The organism is Spirosoma humi (genome assembly GCF_054776575.1).
In genome coordinates this window covers 267,334-285,501 of the sequence record NZ_BAAHBR010000005.1, presented here as the reverse complement: position 1 = coordinate 285,501, position 18,168 = coordinate 267,334, and the positions used below count along the sequence as shown (strand labels likewise).

General features: G+C 50.0%; 15 protein-coding genes. 6 read left to right on the top strand and 9 right to left on the bottom strand.

Translation table 11 applies throughout. The features are described 5' to 3' along the window. Positions 1–20 precede the first annotated feature (20 nt). Positions 21–773 carry a hypothetical protein gene (locus ACYU8Y_RS08175; protein WP_460936033.1) on the bottom strand — a complete coding sequence of 251 codons (753 nt, stop codon included), beginning with the start codon at positions 771–773 and terminating at the stop codon, positions 21–23. Between the two features lie 342 nt (positions 774–1,115). On the opposite strand from ACYU8Y_RS08175, the gene ACYU8Y_RS08170 reads away from it, so the two are divergent. After that, positions 1,116–2,144 carry a LacI family DNA-binding transcriptional regulator gene (locus ACYU8Y_RS08170; RefSeq protein ID WP_460936031.1) on the top strand — a complete coding sequence of 343 codons (1,029 nt, stop codon included), beginning with the start codon at positions 1,116–1,118 and terminating at the stop codon, positions 2,142–2,144. A 9-nt stretch (positions 2,145–2,153) separates the two neighbouring features. Here the strand turns inward: ACYU8Y_RS08170 and ACYU8Y_RS08165 are convergent, their stop codons facing one another. Beyond that, positions 2,154–3,020: a helix-turn-helix domain-containing protein gene (locus ACYU8Y_RS08165; protein WP_460936029.1), complete on the bottom strand. Its 867-nt coding sequence runs from the start codon at positions 3,018–3,020 to the stop codon at positions 2,154–2,156. Positions 3,021–3,184: 164 nt separating this feature from the next. On the opposite strand from ACYU8Y_RS08165, the gene ACYU8Y_RS08160 reads away from it, so the two are divergent. The 3 genes from ACYU8Y_RS08160 to ACYU8Y_RS08150 are packed head-to-tail and all read left to right on the top strand — an operon-like array spanning position 3,185 to position 6,420. After that, entirely contained in the window at positions 3,185–4,096 is a 912-nt protein-coding gene (locus ACYU8Y_RS08160; protein WP_460936027.1) for a dihydrodipicolinate synthase family protein, read from the top strand. A gap of 60 nt (positions 4,097–4,156) precedes the next feature. Then, positions 4,157–5,161, top strand: coding sequence for a 4-hydroxyproline epimerase (locus tag ACYU8Y_RS08155; protein ID WP_460936025.1), 1,005 nt, complete (start codon positions 4,157–4,159; stop codon positions 5,159–5,161). Beyond that, positions 5,158–6,420 carry an NAD(P)/FAD-dependent oxidoreductase gene (locus tag ACYU8Y_RS08150; RefSeq protein WP_460936024.1) on the top strand — a complete coding sequence of 421 codons (1,263 nt, stop codon included), beginning with the start codon at positions 5,158–5,160 and terminating at the stop codon, positions 6,418–6,420. The genes ACYU8Y_RS08155 and ACYU8Y_RS08150 overlap by 4 nt, the downstream gene beginning before the upstream one ends. A 94-nt stretch (positions 6,421–6,514) precedes the next feature. On the opposite strand, the gene ACYU8Y_RS08145 is transcribed toward ACYU8Y_RS08150, so the two are convergent. The 5 genes from ACYU8Y_RS08145 to ACYU8Y_RS08125 all read right to left on the bottom strand — a co-directional run bounded on the left by ACYU8Y_RS08145 (position 6,515) and on the right by ACYU8Y_RS08125 (position 12,248). Next, on the bottom strand, positions 6,515–7,714 hold the full coding sequence (locus ACYU8Y_RS08145; RefSeq protein WP_460936022.1) for a BamA/TamA family outer membrane protein: 1,200 nt from the start codon (positions 7,712–7,714) through the stop codon (positions 6,515–6,517). A 304-nt stretch (positions 7,715–8,018) separates the two neighbouring features. Continuing rightward, positions 8,019–9,422, bottom strand: coding sequence for a tetratricopeptide repeat protein (locus ACYU8Y_RS08140; protein WP_460936020.1), 1,404 nt, complete (start codon positions 9,420–9,422; stop codon positions 8,019–8,021). A gap of 112 nt (positions 9,423–9,534) precedes the next feature. Beyond that, the gene (locus tag ACYU8Y_RS08135) at positions 9,535–10,590 is read right to left on the bottom strand and encodes an NAD-dependent epimerase/dehydratase family protein (RefSeq protein WP_460936018.1); all 1,056 of its coding nucleotides are present in this window, start codon (positions 10,588–10,590) and stop codon (positions 9,535–9,537) included. Then, positions 10,571–10,963, bottom strand: coding sequence for a hypothetical protein (locus ACYU8Y_RS08130; protein ID WP_460936016.1), 393 nt, complete (start codon positions 10,961–10,963; stop codon positions 10,571–10,573). Before ACYU8Y_RS08130 ends, ACYU8Y_RS08135 begins: the two co-directional genes overlap by 20 nt. 115 nt (positions 10,964–11,078) lie before the next feature. Beyond that, the gene (locus tag ACYU8Y_RS08125) at positions 11,079–12,248 is read right to left on the bottom strand and encodes an AAA family ATPase (protein WP_460936014.1); all 1,170 of its coding nucleotides are present in this window, start codon (positions 12,246–12,248) and stop codon (positions 11,079–11,081) included. Between the two features lie 46 nt (positions 12,249–12,294). Here ACYU8Y_RS08125 and metG point away from each other — a divergent pair, with 46 nt between their 5' ends. Together metG and ACYU8Y_RS08115 are read left to right on the top strand one after the other, a co-directional pair. Continuing rightward, entirely contained in the window at positions 12,295–14,346 is a 2,052-nt protein-coding gene (gene metG / locus ACYU8Y_RS08120; RefSeq protein ID WP_460936012.1) for a methionine--tRNA ligase, read from the top strand. A 259-nt stretch (positions 14,347–14,605) separates the two neighbouring features. Further along, on the top strand, positions 14,606–16,369 hold the full coding sequence (locus ACYU8Y_RS08115; RefSeq protein ID WP_460936010.1) for an ABC transporter ATP-binding protein: 1,764 nt from the start codon (positions 14,606–14,608) through the stop codon (positions 16,367–16,369). Positions 16,370–16,449: 80 nt separating this feature from the next. Here the strand turns inward: ACYU8Y_RS08115 and ACYU8Y_RS08110 are convergent, their stop codons facing one another. Both ACYU8Y_RS08110 and ACYU8Y_RS08105 read right to left on the bottom strand, forming a co-directional pair. Then, entirely contained in the window at positions 16,450–16,761 is a 312-nt protein-coding gene (locus ACYU8Y_RS08110; protein ID WP_460936008.1) for a hypothetical protein, read from the bottom strand. 51 nt (positions 16,762–16,812) lie between these two features. Further along, a complete protein-coding gene (locus ACYU8Y_RS08105) occupies positions 16,813–18,102 on the bottom strand; it encodes a hemolysin family protein (protein ID WP_460936006.1) in 1,290 nt (429 codons plus the stop codon). Positions 18,103–18,168 lie beyond the last annotated feature (66 nt).

The window sequence follows — 18,168 nt, the reverse complement described above, 5'->3', positions numbered from 1 at the left end:
CGACCCGCTTCCCAACAGTATTACCACACCCGGCTCGCGGCCAAATTGATCAGCACGTTGATTACAAAGGCAATCCCGAAGGACTGTGCAATCGAAAATTCGTTGAGCAGAAAGGCCTGCAAGAAAAGAAACGTAGTGAACCCCAGGAGGCCAATAACTAGGCCACGAAGTGTTGTAATGGTAGCGCTGCTTCCCTGGAGCGTATGGGTAAAGATGGCCAGGATAGTCGTCATGATTGGGAAGGGCGTGAGAATACCACTCCAGTTTGGGCCCAGTATGCTGGCTAATGCCGTGATAGCCAGAACGAACACCGTAGCAACAGCCATCCGAATCGGAATATCGAAGGGCAATCGCCGGGTGCTTGCTGGCGGTCCGGTAGGCGACGGATAAACCTGTAGACTCACCACGATACTGAGCATAACAAGGGCATAACTAACGTATACGTTCAATTGTAAATACTTGAATACCAACGCTGTAATCGTGTATAGCGCGTACGAGATCAGGAGCGTGGGCAACCAGCTTAGTTTTCGGGAAAACGCAGAGTAGCTGACACAAAAACTGATCAACGCCAGTATGCCGATCATCGACCCCTGGATAGAATAGATACCAAACGCCTTGCCCTGTTCCAGGATAAAAAATAGAAGAATCGGACCCGCCACCCAGGGCATGCTGCCAATCAGGCCACCTGCTTTACTGCCCCACTTTCGAATGGCCAGCGTAACCAGCGCAATGACGGAAGGCATTAGTGTTATTTTGAGCAGGAGTATATTCATTCGAAAACGGTTGCTATTGCGCCTGAGTGAACCTTTACCACTTCGCAAACGGGCTGATGAGCGAAGGCTCAGGGCTGCCGCGAAGTTACGATCCTTTCCTTTTTTTGGTTTTCGGAATTGAACGTTGCCGTAAATTTCTGCATCCTGATCTTGCCGACCCCGAAGGGTATGCACGATCGCTGACCAGCAAGACGGACAGGCCGCTCCTAATTGGACGAAGGGTAAAATCTTTAAACTTTTTTCGTTAGTATTGACAACGGTTCCAATGACTCTCCGAATCCTTTACACATTCCAGAGAAAATTAGGGCTGGTACGTATGTTGCGAAGAGGCCTGCTCATGTTATGAAGAATACACCCGTAACCATTAAAGATATTGCCCGCTCGCTCAACATCTCCATTTCGACTGTGTCGCGGGCGTTACGGGGACTACCTGAGATTCATCCGGCGACACGGGATGCCGTAGTTAAGCTAGCCGAAGAGCTTGATTATCAACCGAACCAGCTGGCTAAAAACTTAGCCAAAAGCCGCACCAAAACCATTGGTGTGATTGTGCCCAATTTGAGCTATCATTTTTTCTCTGCGATGCTCAACAGTATCGAAGAGGCTGCCCTTCAGGCGGGATACAGCGTGCTGGTCTGCCAAACCAATGAATCATACCTCCGCGAAATCACGAACATTCAGAATTTACTACGAAGCCAGGTAGAGGGATTCATCATTTCGCTATCGCGCGATACCGATAATTATGAGCATGTCGAACGGCTGGCCCGCAAAAATATTCCCCTTGTCCTGTTCGATCGGTATGCCGAAAGCATCGATGTTTCAAAAGTCATCGTCGACAATGAGGCTGCCGCTTTCAAGGCCACGGAACATTTAATTGAGAACGGCTGTCAGCGAATCGGCTTTCTGGCTGGTCCGGCCCGATTACTCTTGAGCAACCAACGCATAAAAGGGTATCAGGCTGCGCTGGCGAAACACAACCTACCGCCCGACGACCACTATGTGTTTCACTGCGACTACACCCAGGAAAACACGGTTATGCAAACGTTAGCGTTGATGAGTCTACCACAACCGCCCGATGGCGTTGTTACGATCAGTGATCGGGTGGCTTATCCGGCCATTTATGCCATGAAACAAAAAGGACTTCGGGTACCCGACGATGTGGCGGTTGTCAGTTTTAATAACGAACCCGTATCTGCCTTCTTCTCTCCCCCGCTGAGCAGTGTCAGTCAGCCCATTCAGGAGATGGGCACGGAAACGGTTCGCCTGTTGCTCAACCAAATAGAAGCCAGCGATACGGGGGCCGTTAAAGAAACCCGAATTATGGACACCCAGCTTATTATACGGGCGTCGTCGCTTCGCCCAAAGAACTGATACTCTGCGCTATATACGATAGCTCCGAATGTATTCGCCGGGGGGCATGCCCACAATTTCCTTAAACTGACGATTGAAATTTGACAGGTTCGTGTAACCGCAACTGAAAGCAATCTGACTGATATTTTCCCGCGATTCGCGCAAGTGCCGACACGCGTGTTCGATACGAACTTCATTGAGCAGTTGCGAAAATGTTTTGCGCGTATGTTGCCGAAAAAATCGACAGAAAGCGCCGGGCGTCAGGTTTGCCACATTCGCTACGTCCTCCAAAGAAATGGGCTGGGCGTACTGTTGCAGAATATACGAAAAAACCTGCTCCAGCCGACGCTGATCGTCTGGTCGCTGGGGTCTCGTGTAAGCCGTAGCCGACAACACCTCCCGATCGGGATGTGTTGCCAGGTTATCCAGTAAAGATAGTAAGCTTAATAACTGCTCGAATGGCCGCTGTTTTGGCATAGTTTCCAACTGTGCCGTGAGTGCGTTACTTATTCCGCAGCGCAGCCGGACGCCGTGCTGGGCTTCTTGTAGCAGAACGCTTAAATGCTTCGTTTCCGGCAGACTCAGCATGGTTGCTTCCAGATGCTCCGGTTTAAAAAGTACAGTAACCGAGGCCACTAACTGCGTTGAAGCGGGCAGATAATAGCGGGGATCGTTCAACAAAACATGGGGCAGGTTAGCGCCGAGCAACAGTATATCGTACTGACCGAAGCGGTCTATTTTATCGCCGACGATCAGCGTACCTTCCCCCTGCTGAATGAGGGTCAGTTGTATTTCGGGATGAAAGTGCAGGTGTCCATAGAAGTGAGGAGCACTATCCTGCTCAATTCGAAACGAGCGGTCATCGACGGCGGGTACCCGAAAGAGAAGCGGTTTCATTAATACCTATTTAGCTGATTTTCGCAGCAATGTCGCGAATATTGTGAAATAAGTATCAGTATCCACGAATAATTGGCAACGAGACTTTTTCATAAATAATGAACTTTGGTGATGGCAAACGATCAAGCCGTTCAACGAAAGCACTTAACATTTCCAATACGCCAATGAATGTATCTGTCCTGTGGGAAGGTGTCTATCCCGCGCTCTTAACGCCATTTACAGCTGATGATGAACTAGATATTCCACTCTTCGAGAAAAACCTGCAGGCCCAGCTCGACGCGGGTGTACACGGATTTATCATTGGCGGCTCATTAGGCGAAGCCAGTACGTTGCTGAATGAGGAGAAAATCACGCTGTTACAATCAGCACTGGGCGTTTGTCAGGATAAAGTTCCTGTTCTGATCAACATAGCCGAGCAAGGAACCAAACAGGCCATTGCCCGCGCCCGCGAGGCCGAAGCGAATGGAGCCGATGGGCTGATGCTCCTCCCGCCGATGCGCTACCCGGCCGATGCCCGCGAAACGGTTACGTTCTTCAGATCGGTTGCGGAGGAGACGGCCCTGCCCATTATGATTTACAATAATCCGTACGATTACAAAATCATGACGACGGTGGCCATGTTCGACGAACTGGCAGAGCTACCCAACATTCAGGCAGTCAAAGAATCGACCCGTGACCTGACCAACATTACCCGCATGCGAAATGCCTTCGGCAACCGGTTCAAACTGATGGGTGGTGTCGATACGCTGGCCCTGGAAGCCCTGTTGCTCGGCTGCGATGGCTGGGTGGGTGGTCTGGTCGATGCGTTTCCGCAGGAAACAATCGCGATCTACGACCTGGCAAAAGCTGGTCAACTTGCTGAAGCACTGGAAATTTACCGCTGGTTTATGCCCCTCCTCGAACTGGACATTCACCCGAAACTGGTACAATACATTAAACTGGCCGCTCAGGCTACCGGCATCGGTTCAGAATATGTTCGGGCTCCCCGCCTACCGCTCATCGGTGCCGAACGAGCCCAGGTGGAGCAGATTATTCAAACGGCCTTGGCGAAACGCCCCGTTTTAAATGTAGCGTAGGCGCGTAGCCTACATACAGGCCGAATGTAGCCAATTCGTTTTTTACTCTTCACTAAACACATGGCCGAGTATCACTTTTTCTGCATCGACGCTCATACCTGCGGCAATCCGGTCCGGGTAGTGACGGGCGGCAGCATTCCGTTTCTGCAGGGGGAAACCATGAGCGAGAAACGGCAGCATTTTTTGCGTGAATATGACTGGATTCGGAAAGGGTTGATGTTTGAGCCACGCGGCCACGACATGATGTCGGGCAGTATTCTGTACCCACCCACCAATCCAGCCAATGACGCAGGCGTCCTGTTTATCGAAACTTCGGGTTGTTTGCCCATGTGTGGACACGGCACGATTGGCACCGTGACGGTAGCGATTGAACAAAACCTGATTCGCCCCAAAACGCCCGGTGTTCTGAATCTGGAAGTACCCGCCGGACTCGTTCGGGCCGAATACCAGCAGGAAGGCCGGAAAGTAACATCGGTGAAGATTACGAATATCAAGTCGTACCTCGCAGCTGAAAAACTAACTGTCGACTGCCCGGAACTGGGTCTGCTGACGGTCGATGTCGCGTATGGAGGCAACTTCTACGCCATCGTCGATCCTCAACCGAATTTTCCGGGACTGGAGCACTACAAAGCCGAACAGCTTATTGGCTGGGCGCGCGAGATGCGAACGCGCCTGAACGAGCAATACACCTTTGTTCACCCGGAAAACCCGACCATCAACGGGCTCAGTCATGTTTTGTGGACGGGTAAACCGCTGCAGGAAACCTCAACCGCCCGCAATGCTGTTTTTTACGGCGACAAAGCCATTGATCGTTCACCCTGCGGCACGGGCACATCGGCCCGAATGGCGCAGTGGTACGCGCAGGGCCGCCTGAAACCGGGCGAAACGTTTGTCCATGAAAGCATTATCGGATCCATTTTCAACGGACGCATCGAGGCCGAAACGGAGCTGGCCACCAGGCCAGCCATTGTACCAAGCATTGAAGGCTGGGCCCGGATTCATGGCTACAACCACCTTATTCTGGATGAAGACGACCCTTATGCTTATGGGTTTCAGGTAATATGACACATCGGTCCTCGACTAGAGTTGGCATTGTTGGCGGAGGTATCATTGGGCTTAGTTCCGCTTATTATTTACACAAGGCGGGGCACCACGTTACCCTATTCGACCAGACGGCCATTGCCGACGGTTGCTCGTTTGGTAATGCCGGGATGATTGTACCCAGCCATATCATTCCGCTGGCACAGCCGGGCATGATCGCCAAAGGCATGCGGTGGATGCTTGATTCCACCAGCCCATTTTACGTAAAGCCCCGCCTGAACATGGAACTGGCTCGTTGGGGTTGGTTATTTTACCAGCACTCGACAGCCAAACATGTTGCGAACTCCATTCCGGTTTTGCGCGACATTAGTCTGTTAAGTAAAACCTTATATCAGGATTTGGCCGCCAATGGCGATCTGGATTTTGAATGGCAGGAACGGGGTCTCTTGATGCTGTATAAAACGGCATCGGCCGAGCACGAAATGGCCGAAGAAGCCAGTGTAGCGAATCGGGCGGGTATTGACGCGCAGGTGCTGAACGGACAGCAGGTGCAGGATCTGGAGCCCCACACGCGGGTCGATGTGCGCGGGGGCGTGTTATATCCGGGCGATGCGCATCTCAATCCGGGTGAATTGATCCGTTCGCTGGTGGCGTATTTACGGAAGCAGGGCGTTACCATTCTGGAAAACCACACCGTCACGGGTTTCGGCAAAAATCAGGCGCGCATTACGTCGGTACACACCGAGCAGGGTGATTTCCCCATCGACGAACTGGTCGTAGCGGGGGGAGCCTGGTCGCCGTCGTTAGCCCAGTTGCTGAATCTGAACTTGTCGATGCAGGGCGGAAAAGGCTATAGTTTCGCGCTTCGCAACGTTAAAAATACGATTCGTATTCCCGCTATCATGCTCGAAGCACGCGCTACGGCGACCCCGATGGGAAACGATCTGCGTTTTGCGGGTACGCTCGAAGTAGCCGGTACGGATATGACCGTCAACATGAACCGGGTGCGGGGCATCGTTCAGTCCATCAATCAATATTACCCCGACATGCCGGTTGCCATGCCCGATGTGGAAATGGTGTGGCGGGGTTTACGTCCGTGTTCACCCGATGGTTTACCCTACATTGGCCGGACAGAACGATTCGATAATGTAATCCTGGCTACCGGGCACGGTATGATGGGACTGAGTTTAGGCCCCGCGACGGGCAAGCTGGTAAGCGAACTTGTCAATGGCGCAGCCGATAGCCTGGAAATCAAGGCTTTTAGTCCGGATCGGTTTGCCTGATCCTTTCCCTAAATCGTTCGGCTTACTCAGTGGTAAACGCCGGTGAAGTCAGGTTTAAGAACTTAACTTCACTAAGTACCAGATCAAACGGTGCCTAAAATACCTCGCCAAAGTTGAAGAAGAAACCCCTCGCCCCGCCAATGCCAATGCCGTAGTCGATTGCCAGGTTAAGATTGGACTGTTTGTTCATTTTCACCCGTAGCCCAACGCCCCCACCCGGCAACACCCGACCAAAATGGCTCGTGTCGGGATAATCGCTGTAGGTCTGCATATTAGTAAAGGCCACCGCACCCAACAGCCCGTTGTTCAGCAACTGGGTACGGTATTCGGCTTCCAGATAAACCAGATTACGACCTCGGTACCGGCCCTGCACATAACCCCGACCCATATTCGAGTAGGTGTCCCAGCCACTACTGGGCAAGTCCAGATACGGTGCCTGCCCACCTACGCTCAACCAGTTCATGTTCCAGAACGCCAGAATGTGCCGACCCGTTGCCGATAGCGGAATGTATTTTCTAAAATCAGCCACAACCGATTGCCAGTTTTGATCACTGCCCAGCCATTGTAAATTTGGCCGTACAACTACGCTCCCGAAGAAGCCACTTTGGGGGTTATTCGGGTTGCGTCGGTTGGTATACTGCACGCTGAACGTAGGCCCGGATGAGACCGTATGATCAGTCGACGTATAGTGGCCAAAATCATCATTTATCTGAGGAGTCTTGTTCACATCCTGGATATGCCAGTGATAGTCGAGCGCATACCCAATGCCAATCGACAGATTTGGAGCAACCTGACGCAGTACAGCCTGGTGAAAACGCAGATAGGAATACATCAGGCGGTCATCCGCATTGCCGGGCGAGTTATCGCCTAAACCAAAGTTATCGGCAGAATAGTCGTAGTAACGCCAATCCGTAACAATATTATACCGATTTCCTTTTGTCCAGAAATTGACGACAACCGGAATGATAACCTGTCGGTACTGTGTATACTGCGGGGTGGAAATAATGGTCGAAACGTTCTGCTCGGGGTTTGCGCTGGTAAACGATAGGTTTGCGTTTAACCCGATCGCCACGCCCGTTTGAAGGGCATAGGCTAACTCCGGAAAGACGGTCGTGTGTAAACCCGGCTTATCTTTCTCCGCACGTCTATGCCCTTTCCGGTCGATGTATCGATAATACACATCCCATACATCCGCCAGCGAATCGCCGGAGGAAACAGCACCTTGCGGGTGCTTTACCTGTTGAGTAGAATCAACCTGAGCAATGCTACTAACTGACGATGAGGCAACTGCCAAAAAGCTAATGAAGAGTAGACGTAAAACAAGGCATCTGCTTTGCAAAACGCATTCCGCTTTTTGCAGGCTATAAACGTAATTTTTTATCATGCATAATCAATTGGTCGTTTAACTGAATCGTGTACCAATCCGTTCCCCCTGACCAGGAAGTTACAGGCGATTTACGTGTAATTGAGAAGGCGTAAAACCTATCTGGCTCCCCTCCTTCTCAATAAAAATGAAAAATACTTTTTCAATATTGATAACAACAAAAAGTCGCTTCTCGTGAAAGGGAAGCGACTTTTCATAACTGTTAAAACTGTGTTTACTCTTTCTTGTACTGTTGAATGATCTTGTACAAAGCTTTCTGTTTTTCCAGTTCGGGAAAGAACTCGAATAGCTGAACATGCGCGTCATAATCCAGCGCGAGCGCGGCTTCCAGTTGGATGAGCGATTCGCGGTAATGACCGGCATGAATCAAATAAACGGCCGAGCGGTAATACAGGTCAGCTTCAGCAGGCATGTCGTTGATACCCGACTGGATAATATCGTTGGCCCGTAGAAAGTCGCCCTGATCGAACGGCACCAGCGACCACGTCAGGTACACATCGGGGTTTTCCGCGTCGACTTCGGCTGCTTTTTCAAACGCTTCAACACTCGACAGGACATTCCCGATTTTGTATTCCGTTTCGGCAATGGCAAGGTAATATTCACCGTTCTGGTCGCTCAGTTTAACTGCTTTTTGCAAAAACGGCAGGGCTTCGTACCACTTACCCGATTCGCTCAGGCAGACACCGATCCCAAACCAGGCTTCATCCCACATCGCATCTAACTTGATGGCTTCGCGGTATTCCTTGATGGCTTCGGGAATGCGATCCTGCTTTTCCAGGCTGGCGCCGAGATGGCAGAAGGTATCGGCCGTCGCTTCTTCATACTTCAGCGTTTCCCGATAACAGGCTTCGGCTTTCTCGAACAGCCCCAAGTTCATGTAGGTATTGCCCAGGTTGAAATGCGCCGAGGCAAAGTCTCCTTTGATAATAACTGCATAATCGTACGCTTCAGCCGCTTCGGCATAACGGGCCAGTTTGCTATACGCAATGCCGATGTTATACCAGGCATTGTAGGAATACGGGTCCGTGTCGATCAGTTGCTGGTAATAGGACAAACTGTTCTCCAGTTCACCCGTTACATCCAGGCAAAATGCCAGCTCGTAAAGTGCATTTTCATTATTGATGTTGAGCGCAATAGATTTTTTGTATTGCGTAATGGCTTCGTCGTATTTACCCCAGTTCTGGTAGCTCTGCCCCAGCTGAAACAGAATGTCATCCTTATCTTCAGCGCGGTCCAGCAGCTCTTCGAGCACCTGAATGGACTCTTCATAACGACCAGCCATATTCAGTACCGATCCCTGCATAAAAGGAACATCCAGATCACCGGGATTAAACAAAGAAGCCCTTTCCAGCAAATCCAGCGATTCGTCAAACCGCTGAAAATTAGCCAGAATCTGGGCTTTATCGAGCATCAGTTCCAGCGCGTAAGGAAAGTTTTCCAGCCCGGCCTCGGCGGCTTTAAACGCCTTGTCTAAATCACCTTGATTGAGATAATGCTCAATCATTTGTTCATAGACATCCAGGTCGAAAAACTGACTTTGTTGCTGATCCAGCATCTGCTCAAAACGCCGGATTGATTCTTTTATATCGCCTTCTCGTTCTTCGAACTCTTGCTCCATGCTATTGCCTTCAAAATGTGGGCGGATAGGGGCCGCACCAATGGTGCGATTTATCCTTTGGCACTTCAATATAAACTCAAAAAAGCGAAACTCCAACCCCCGAACCGAAAAATTACGGACCGTTTCGAAGCTGCCCAAAGGCGTCTGCCACACGCTTCAGGGTCTCGCTCAGTGCTCGATACTGAAAATCAAGCACCTTCTCAATACTTCGCCCGTCGTACTGGTATAACGAACTTGCCGACCGGGCCGTTTCTTTCGTGATAAGCGGGGTTTTGTCCATCAACCAGGCCCGCACAGCCTCCAGAGGCCAAAGTAGACGGCTCATGGCGGGCGGAATCGACAGTGTCGGTGGCCGCTTACCCAGCACGGTGGCTAGTTGTTCTAACAACGAACGATACGGAATGGTGCCCCCATTTAAAATGAACCGCCGGGAGCGCACGTCCGACTGCATCAGGCCAACAAGCGCATCGGTCACGTCGAGGACGTCGACGTAATTGACTAACCCAGACGGGTAAAACGGCCTTTCATCGTATACGTATTTGATCAGTTGAAGGCTACTGCGATTCCAGTCGCCCACGCCGAGCACAATGGACGGATTGACCATGACGGCGTTAAGCCCTTCGGCAACACCCCGCCACACCTCCAGTTCTGCCCAGTATTTCGTTTTGGCATAGGTAGAATTGTTCGGCGATTCTTCCCATTTCAGTTCCTCATCGATCAACATGGGCTGGCCAGTATTTCCGCCTTTTGCCGTTGGTCGGCCGATGGCGGCTACGGAGCTAACATAGCCTAGTTTTCGGACACCCGCTTTCAGACAAACATTCACGACGTTGGCCGTTCCCTCCACGTTGATCCGCTCCATCCGATCCCGGTCTTTGGGAACGAACGAGACAATGGCAGCGGCATGAATAACATCCACCGAACCGTCGGAGGTGCGGCTATCCGACCGTCCCGCCTGAATACCCGCTTCCAGTGAGGGAATATCCAATACATCACCCTCATGCCAGGTAAGCTGGTCGGCCACATCGGCCAGAAGTCCGTATCCACTCGTCGGGCGGAACAGCGCCGTAACCGCATAGCCATCGGCCAGATAACGCCGGGCAATATGCGAACCGATAAAGCCAGTGGCCCCGGTAATGAAGACCGATTTACGTAAGGATGAATTCATTCAAAATGCGTTCAAGCGTGAGGAAGCCGGGGGCTTGTCGAGTATGTAGGTCCGAGAGAAGGCGGAGGTAATTGGGATCGGTTTCGATAGTTGGCGATTTGGTTTGATCCTTCAACTGTTTTATGGTTGCCCCAAACCCATAGTCATTCATCTGTAAACCAATTTGTTCGGCATTCCACAGTAAAAAACTTTCTATAGCTTTATCAATAACTATCAGGTATTGCTGACGAACCAGATTCCGTCGAAATATCACCTTGTGCTCCTGCGTTACAAGCTCAAATGTTTTAAAGAAGCCTTTACAACGCGTGTCTAAATCGGGATCGTTATCGACCATGCCAATTAATCGGTACTCATCAGCTTTTGGTGAAAGCATCGATCTGGCTACTTCTGGGCAGCCTAAACTGTGTATACTACGTCGATGGTCGGGTATAAAGTGCCGAAGGAGCGCTGTATCTGCGTGACATTCAGGCAAAAACTGGATGTTACGATCAGGCATTCGGCTCGTAACGGTTAAGGTTATAAAACAAATCAATACTCAAATCCTCAGCCTCCTCTAACTCATCGGGTGTCAATGCTCTAACACACGTTTGATAATCTTTATAATAGGTTATAAACACTGACAAATCTGCCGCATCAAGTTCACGAATTAGCGTTTGCAACAGGTATGGGCTATGCGTTGAAACAAAAAACTGGTTTGTCTCGCTAGATAAAATCCTGTGAGCTAGTGTTTTCACATAGGGTGGAAATGAATGCACTTCCGGTTCTTCCAAAACAATTACAGAGTTTTCATTGGACTCAATAGCTGTTATGTAAAACATGAATCGCCGGAAGGTGTCGGCGATTGAGAAGAATGGGTATTGCTTTACTCGTGAGCCATCCTTCTTTTGGAGGACAAAACTCTGCTCATGGTCAGATAATACGAACTCTAAATTTTGGTCTTGAAAGAGCTTCGCAAATTCTTGCCACAGCTTAGGGGTTCGATCTATTACCGCATATAAATTACCTCCATGGGGTGGAAGTAAATACTGGCTAAACGTGTTTTTGAAGTTATCTAATTGTTTAAAATCATACTTCTTGATTGGACTAGTACGATAAGTATCAAAATGATCTTTCTTACTACGTTCATTAAAGACGCCAGCACCAAATGCTCCTAATTTACCTCTTTCATCCAAGGAGAAACTCCTATATGTAGATGGTCCACTTTCTCTTTTTAAATTAAAATGTGCCTCAGAAACAATTTCACCAAAATTAATTTGCTCAAGCACCGCAGTAATTTGATTAGTTGCAATTATGATAGGTTTTTCAGGATTATTATCTCTAAATAGCTCTCTAATTTCATTGTATCTAACAGCACCACTTAAATACTTTTCATCATTATAACTTGCTCCCAACAACCCCAACCCTTCCAGAATATTCGACTTTCCTACATTGGGCTTGCCGATAAATACGTTTACACGCTTGCAGTTCAGCCGCAGGTCTTTGATCGACTTGAAGTTTTTGATTTCGACCCAGTTGAGGAAATTATTCGTATTCGGCGTGGTGTTCTCCATAGCAGCCCGGCAGTTCTCTTTGTGTAAACATAACAACGTTCGGCCCTGAATTGCTAATTTTGCGGGCAAATAAGGTTTTCCGTTCCCGGTTTGCGGTGGTTCGTTCAAGCCACGGGTAAACTGAAGACCAGAAACCGAAAACCGAAACCAATCTATGTCTCTAGAAAATCCACAGCGCTATACCGTCACGGCAGCTCTGATCTACGCAAACGGTCCCATTCACATTGGGCACCTTGCCGGTTGCTACCTACCCGCCGACATTTACGTTCGCTACCTCCGCTCGACGGGTAAAGATGTTGCCTTCATCAGCGGCACCGATGAACATGGCGTGCCCATCACCATAAAAGCTAAAAAAGAAGGCATCACGCCACAGGAGGTTGTCGATAAATACTATGGCCAGATCAAGCAGGCGTTCAGCGAGTTTGGTATCTCGTTCGATATTTACTCACGAACGTCAAACCCGATCCACCACGAAACCTCGCAGGAATTTTTCACGAAACTCTACGAAAAAGGTGACTTCGATGAGGAAGTAACCGAGCAATATTACGACGACGTAGCCGGGCAGTTTCTGGCTGACCGGTACATTGTTGGCACCTGCCCGGTTTGCGGCAACCCCAATGCTTATGGTGACCAGTGCGAACGATGCGGCACCGCTCTCAGCCCCACCGAGCTCATTGAACCACATTCCATGCTGTCGGGCTCCAAACCCAGCCTGCGCTCTACCAAAAACTGGTTTCTGCCACTGGACCGGATGCAGCCTAAGATTGAGGAATACGTTAACAGCCATACGGAATGGAAAACGAACGTATTTGGCCAATGCCAGTCGTGGCTGAAGGAAGGGTTACGCCCCCGCGCTATGACCCGCGACCTGGAATGGGGCATTAAAGTACCGCTTCCCGATGCGGAGGGTAAAGTGCTGTACGTCTGGTTCGATGCCCCCATCGGTTATATTTCCATGACCAAGGAATGGGCGGAGGAGCAGGGCCGCGACTGGGAATTGTACTGGCGCGACGAGCATACCAAGCTCGTCCATTTTATCGGCAAGGACAACATCGTTTTCCACTGCATTATTTTTCCGGCCATGCTGATGGCCGAAGGAAGCTATATTCTGGCGGATAACGTACCGGCGAACGAGTTCATGAATCTCGAAGGCGACAAGATCAGTACGTCACGCAACTGGGCCGTGTGGCTGCACGAATACCTCGACGAGTTGCCGGGTAAGCAGGATGTGCTACGCTATGTGCTGGCGGCCAACGCTCCCGAAACCAAAGACAGTGAGTTTACCTGGAAAGATTTTCAGGCGCGGAACAACAACGAGCTGGTTGCCGTTTTCGGGAATTTCGTAAACCGGGCGGTTGTGCTGACGCAGAAATTCTGCGACAACCGTGTACCTATCCGGGGTGAATTGACCGAGTATGACAAAACCGTCTTTAACGAACTCGCGCTTTTCCCGGACCGTATTGGGCAGGCCATCAGCCAATATAAATTCCGGGAAGCTCTCGGGCACCTTATGGATCTGGCGCGTCTGGGCAACAAGTACCTGGCCGAAACCGAACCCTGGAAAGTTGTCAAGACCGATCCGCTGCGGGCAAACACCATCCTGAACATTGCCCTTCAGATTTCGGCAAACCTGAGCATCGTCTGCGAACCGTTCCTACCATTTACGAGCGAGAAATTACGCAGCCAGCTTAACATCACCGAGCACTTCAACTGGACCAATGCTGGTCGGGTCGATTTGCTGACCGAAGGCCATCTGCTGGGCAAAGGTGAGCTCCTCTTTGCTAAAATCGAGGACGACGAAATCAACAAACAGATTCAGAAATTACTGACGGCCAAACACATGAATGAGTTAGAAACCAAGACCGTTCCGGTCCTTCGGGACGAAATTACATACGATGATTTTGCCAAAATGGACATCCGTATCGGCACGATCACCGAAGCCGAGCGAGTACCCAAGAGCGACAAGCTTCTGAAACTGAAGGTGGATGACGGCCTGGGCGGACGCCAGATTCTGAGCGGTATTGCCAAGCATTTTGCGCCGGAAGATATTATTGGCAAACAGGTAACGTTTCTGGCCAACCTGGCTCCTCGCAAAATGATGGGTTTCGAATCGCAGGGCATGATCCTGATGGCCGAAGATCGTGACGGCAAATTAGCCCTCATTGCCCCCGGCGACGCCGTCTGGAACGGAGGAACAGTCTCTTAACTCGTTATTTTTCGTAGCGTAAAAAAGCCGGAAGCATTAGCTTTCCGGCTTTTTTACCTTAACAAAGCGCGTAAATAGTCGCTGCTTTACCATTTTCTCCCATCGGCATTTCTCCCAAAAAAGCTAAGTCGTACCCGTTTTTACGGCATCTCAACGGAAGGCTCCAGGATTGCAACCATTAGTCGGGAAATGCCTGATTCGGTGAAACGTTCGGTTTGAAAACACTGTTACCCATCTGAACTTGCCCCTTAGTTACCCTGTGAACGAAGAACAGAAAACCGCTGGCCGGATATTTGACCTTGCTATCCTCCGGCGATTGTACGCGTTTGTAAAACCATACCAGGCGCGCTTTTACCTCCTGATCGGCATCATTATGCTGGCAGCCTGCCTGGCTCCGCTAACGCCCCTGCTTATCCGTTACACCATCGATAATGTGATTGCCATGGGTGATTACCAGCGCTTGACAGTCATGCTGGTCATTATGATTGGCGTACTCGTTGCACAGGCCGTTATCCAGTTTCTGAACACCTATCTTTCCGGTTGGCTGGGGCAGTACGTGATCCGCGATATTCGGGTACAGCTGTACCGTAAAATACTGCATCTAAGACTAAAATTCTTCGACAACACGCCCATCGGTCGGTTAGTTACGCGCTCGATTTCTGACGTTGAAACACTAGCCGATGTATTCAGCGAGGGCATGGCAGCCATTGCGGGCGACATCCTGCAACTGATTCTCATCATCGGCGTCATGTTTTACACCGACTGGCGGCTGGCGGCAATCAGCCTGTCGACCATTCCGCTCATGCTGTTCAGTACGTATGTGTTCAAGGAAAAAATTAAAAAGTCGTTCAATGAAGTGCGAACGGCCGTCGCTAACCTGAACTCGTTCGTTCAGGAGCACATTACGGGCATGAACATCGTCCAGATTTTCGGCAGTGAAAAAATTGAAGCCGAAAAGTTTCGAGTGATCAACAACGAGCACCGGGCTGCCAACATCCGTTCCATCTGGTATTACTCCGTCTATTATCCCGTTGCCGATATTATTTCGGCGGTGGCCGTTGGCTTGGTCGTTTGGTACGGTGCCCAACAGATCATCAGTTCGGACGTTACGTTCGGGACGGTTACGGCTTTTGTCATGTTCATCAACCTGTTCTTTCGCCCAATCAGGATGCTGGCCGATCGGTTCAATACGCTCCAGATGGGTATCGTTAGTACCGATCGTATTCTGAAACTGTTGGACAGTGATGAGTTCACGGTTAATGAGGGCACTTACGCTCCCACCACCATTCGGGGTGCCGTTGAGTTTAAGGATGTCTGGTTTGCCTACAACAACGAAGATTGGGTACTCCGCGACATCTCGTTTAAGGTTAATGCGGGCCATACGGTGGCTTTCGTAGGCGCAACAGGCGCAGGTAAGTCATCCATTATCAATCTGTTAAGCCGTTTTTATGACATCAATAAGGGAGAGATACGGGTTGACGGTACAGATATTCACGAATATGAGCTGGGTCATCTCCGCCGGAATATAGGGGTTGTGTTACAGGATGTTTTCCTGTTTTCCGACACCATTGAAAACAACATCACGCTGGGCGACAAACGAATAAGCCGGGAGAAAATAATAGAAGCGGCCAAACTGGTCGGCGTTCACGACTTTATTGAACGGTTACCCGGCGGATACGAGTACAATGTTATGGAACGCGGCTCAACCCTTTCCGTTGGGCAGCGTCAGTTGATCTCGTTTGTGCGGGCGATGGTACAGGATCCTAAGATAATTGTCCTCGACGAAGCCACCTCATCTGTCGATACCGAAACCGAAGAGATGATTCAGAATGCGATTGGCAAGCTGATGAAAGGACGAACGGCTATCGTTATCGCGCACCGGCTGTCAACGATTCAGAAGGCAAACAACATTATTGTTGTGGATAAGGGCCGCATTGTTGAACAGGGCAATCACGAAGAATTACTACAACAGGAAGGCTTCTACGCCAATTTGTACCGAATGCAGTATAAAGAAGTAGTATAAAATCGGAGGTACTATCAGGCTTTCTGTTCCCATACATCCTCTTACGTAGGAGAATGTGTAGCAATCGATGCGTATTGAGATTAAGCCCGTAAAGCTTCCTCTTCGTCGTCAGGTCCGGCACCCGTTATGCCTTCGGAAATTACGTTGTGACCCGACACGTTCGGTTTATCATTCGTTGGGCCGGGGCCGCTGCCGTCGAGCGCATACGCTATTGAGGCTGCCAGATCGTCGGGAACAATCTTCGCTGGTTGTTCGACGGGTTTTGGATATTCTTCACCAGCCTGCTGGTCAATCACTTCTTCATCGGCATTGGGATCATTGTCCATACCAGATGGAACACGGCTGGACGTACCGCCTGTCAACTCGCTGGGATCGGGGCTGAAGTGTCGCATGGGTGTTGCTGAGTTTGATTTCCCCTATAACCCGCAAAACAGGGTCGCTGTTTATTCTTCGGCCAGTTTCTTGACCATTATCTTATCGATTCGGCTCTTGTCCATATCGACGATCTCGAACCGGTAGCCATGCCAGACAAACGATTCACCCGCCTGCGGAATGTCTTTCAGGATGTATAACGCAAATCCACCCAGGGTATCGAATCCGGTTAAGTCACGACGCATCTGCGCATTGATATTGATCGACAACGCCGACAGAAAATCCTCAAACGGCAATTGCGCATCAATCAGGTAGCTACCATCTTCACGTTCCCGAATTTCATAGTCGGAATGGACATCGTCGTTAATATCGCCAACTAGTACGTCCAGAATATCATTGAGTGTGATAATACCCAACACTCCCCCATATTCATCGACAATGACGCCCACGTACTGCCTGCGCTCCCGAAACCGCTCCAGAACCTGGTAAGCCCGGTTGTTCTCAGGGATAAACAGTACGTCCCGTTTCATATCTCCCAGATGCATCAGTTCCGAGTCGAGATCTCTTCCCAGAAAATCCTTGGTATAGATTAAGCCAACCACTTCATCGACTCCTCCATTGCAGAGCGGATAAACGGAGTGCTTATGCTCCAGAATCCTGGCTTTATTCTCCATCAAATCGTCCTCCAGATCAAGAAAAACAATTTCTTGCCGGTTTGTCATGAGGGAAGTAATCTTACGATCGCCCAGTTGAAAAACGTTTTGCACGATTTCCTGCTCAATTTCTTCGATGGCCCCCCCCGAGGTTCCTTCCTGAATCAGGCTTTTGATTTCTTCTTCGGTCACGGCACTTTCATTCGGCCGGATATTCAATAGCTTAAGCAATAAATCACTCGAAATAGTCAGCAGGGCGATAAACGGCGATGTTAGCCGCGAGAGAAAAATCATGGGCGCGGCCATGGTTTTGGCAATACCTTCCGGATTGGACAGACCAATTCGCTTTGGCACCAATTCGCCAAAAACCAGCGAGAGGTAGGTGAGCAGCAAGAGTACCAGGACAACCGCTACAGAGTGCGCATACGGCCGGATGAACTCGATTTGGGCCACATACTCCTGCACGTCGGTGGTCAACTTATCGCCCGAGAAAATACCGAGTAAAATACCGATCAGCGTGATACCGATTTGAACGGTCGACAGAAACCGGTTGGGGGAATTTGACAGGTCGAGTGCTACCTGCGCCTGGCGATCGCCGTTTTTGGCGGCTGTTTCTAACTTGGACTTACGGGAGGAGACTAGAGCGATTTCTGACATCGAAAACACGCCGTTCAGCAATGTCAGAAGGAAAATAATGAGGAGTTCCACAAATAGGATGATTGGCCTATTGCAAAAATATAGAAATGGAACTGGTTTGCAACAGATTCAACAGTG

Coding starts and splice junctions, on each gene's coding strand:
- ACYU8Y_RS08175 (WP_460936033.1), bottom strand. CDS start 773: ATGAATATACTCCTGCTCAAAATAACACTAATGCCTTCCGTCATTGCG.
- ACYU8Y_RS08170 (WP_460936031.1), top strand. CDS start 1,116: ATGAAGAATACACCCGTAACCATTAAAGATATTGCCCGCTCGCTCAAC.
- ACYU8Y_RS08165 (WP_460936029.1), bottom strand. CDS start 3,020: ATGAAACCGCTTCTCTTTCGGGTACCCGCCGTCGATGACCGCTCGTTT.
- ACYU8Y_RS08160 (WP_460936027.1), top strand. CDS start 3,185: ATGAATGTATCTGTCCTGTGGGAAGGTGTCTATCCCGCGCTCTTAACG.
- ACYU8Y_RS08155 (WP_460936025.1), top strand. CDS start 4,157: ATGGCCGAGTATCACTTTTTCTGCATCGACGCTCATACCTGCGGCAAT.
- ACYU8Y_RS08150 (WP_460936024.1), top strand. CDS start 5,158: ATGACACATCGGTCCTCGACTAGAGTTGGCATTGTTGGCGGAGGTATC.
- ACYU8Y_RS08140 (WP_460936020.1), bottom strand. CDS start 9,422: ATGGAGCAAGAGTTCGAAGAACGAGAAGGCGATATAAAAGAATCAATC.
- ACYU8Y_RS08135 (WP_460936018.1), bottom strand. CDS start 10,590: ATGAATTCATCCTTACGTAAATCGGTCTTCATTACCGGGGCCACTGGC.
- ACYU8Y_RS08130 (WP_460936016.1), bottom strand. CDS start 10,963: ATGCTTTCACCAAAAGCTGATGAGTACCGATTAATTGGCATGGTCGAT.
- metG (WP_460936012.1), top strand. CDS start 12,295: ATGTCTCTAGAAAATCCACAGCGCTATACCGTCACGGCAGCTCTGATC.
- ACYU8Y_RS08110 (WP_460936008.1), bottom strand. CDS start 16,761: ATGCGACACTTCAGCCCCGATCCCAGCGAGTTGACAGGCGGTACGTCC.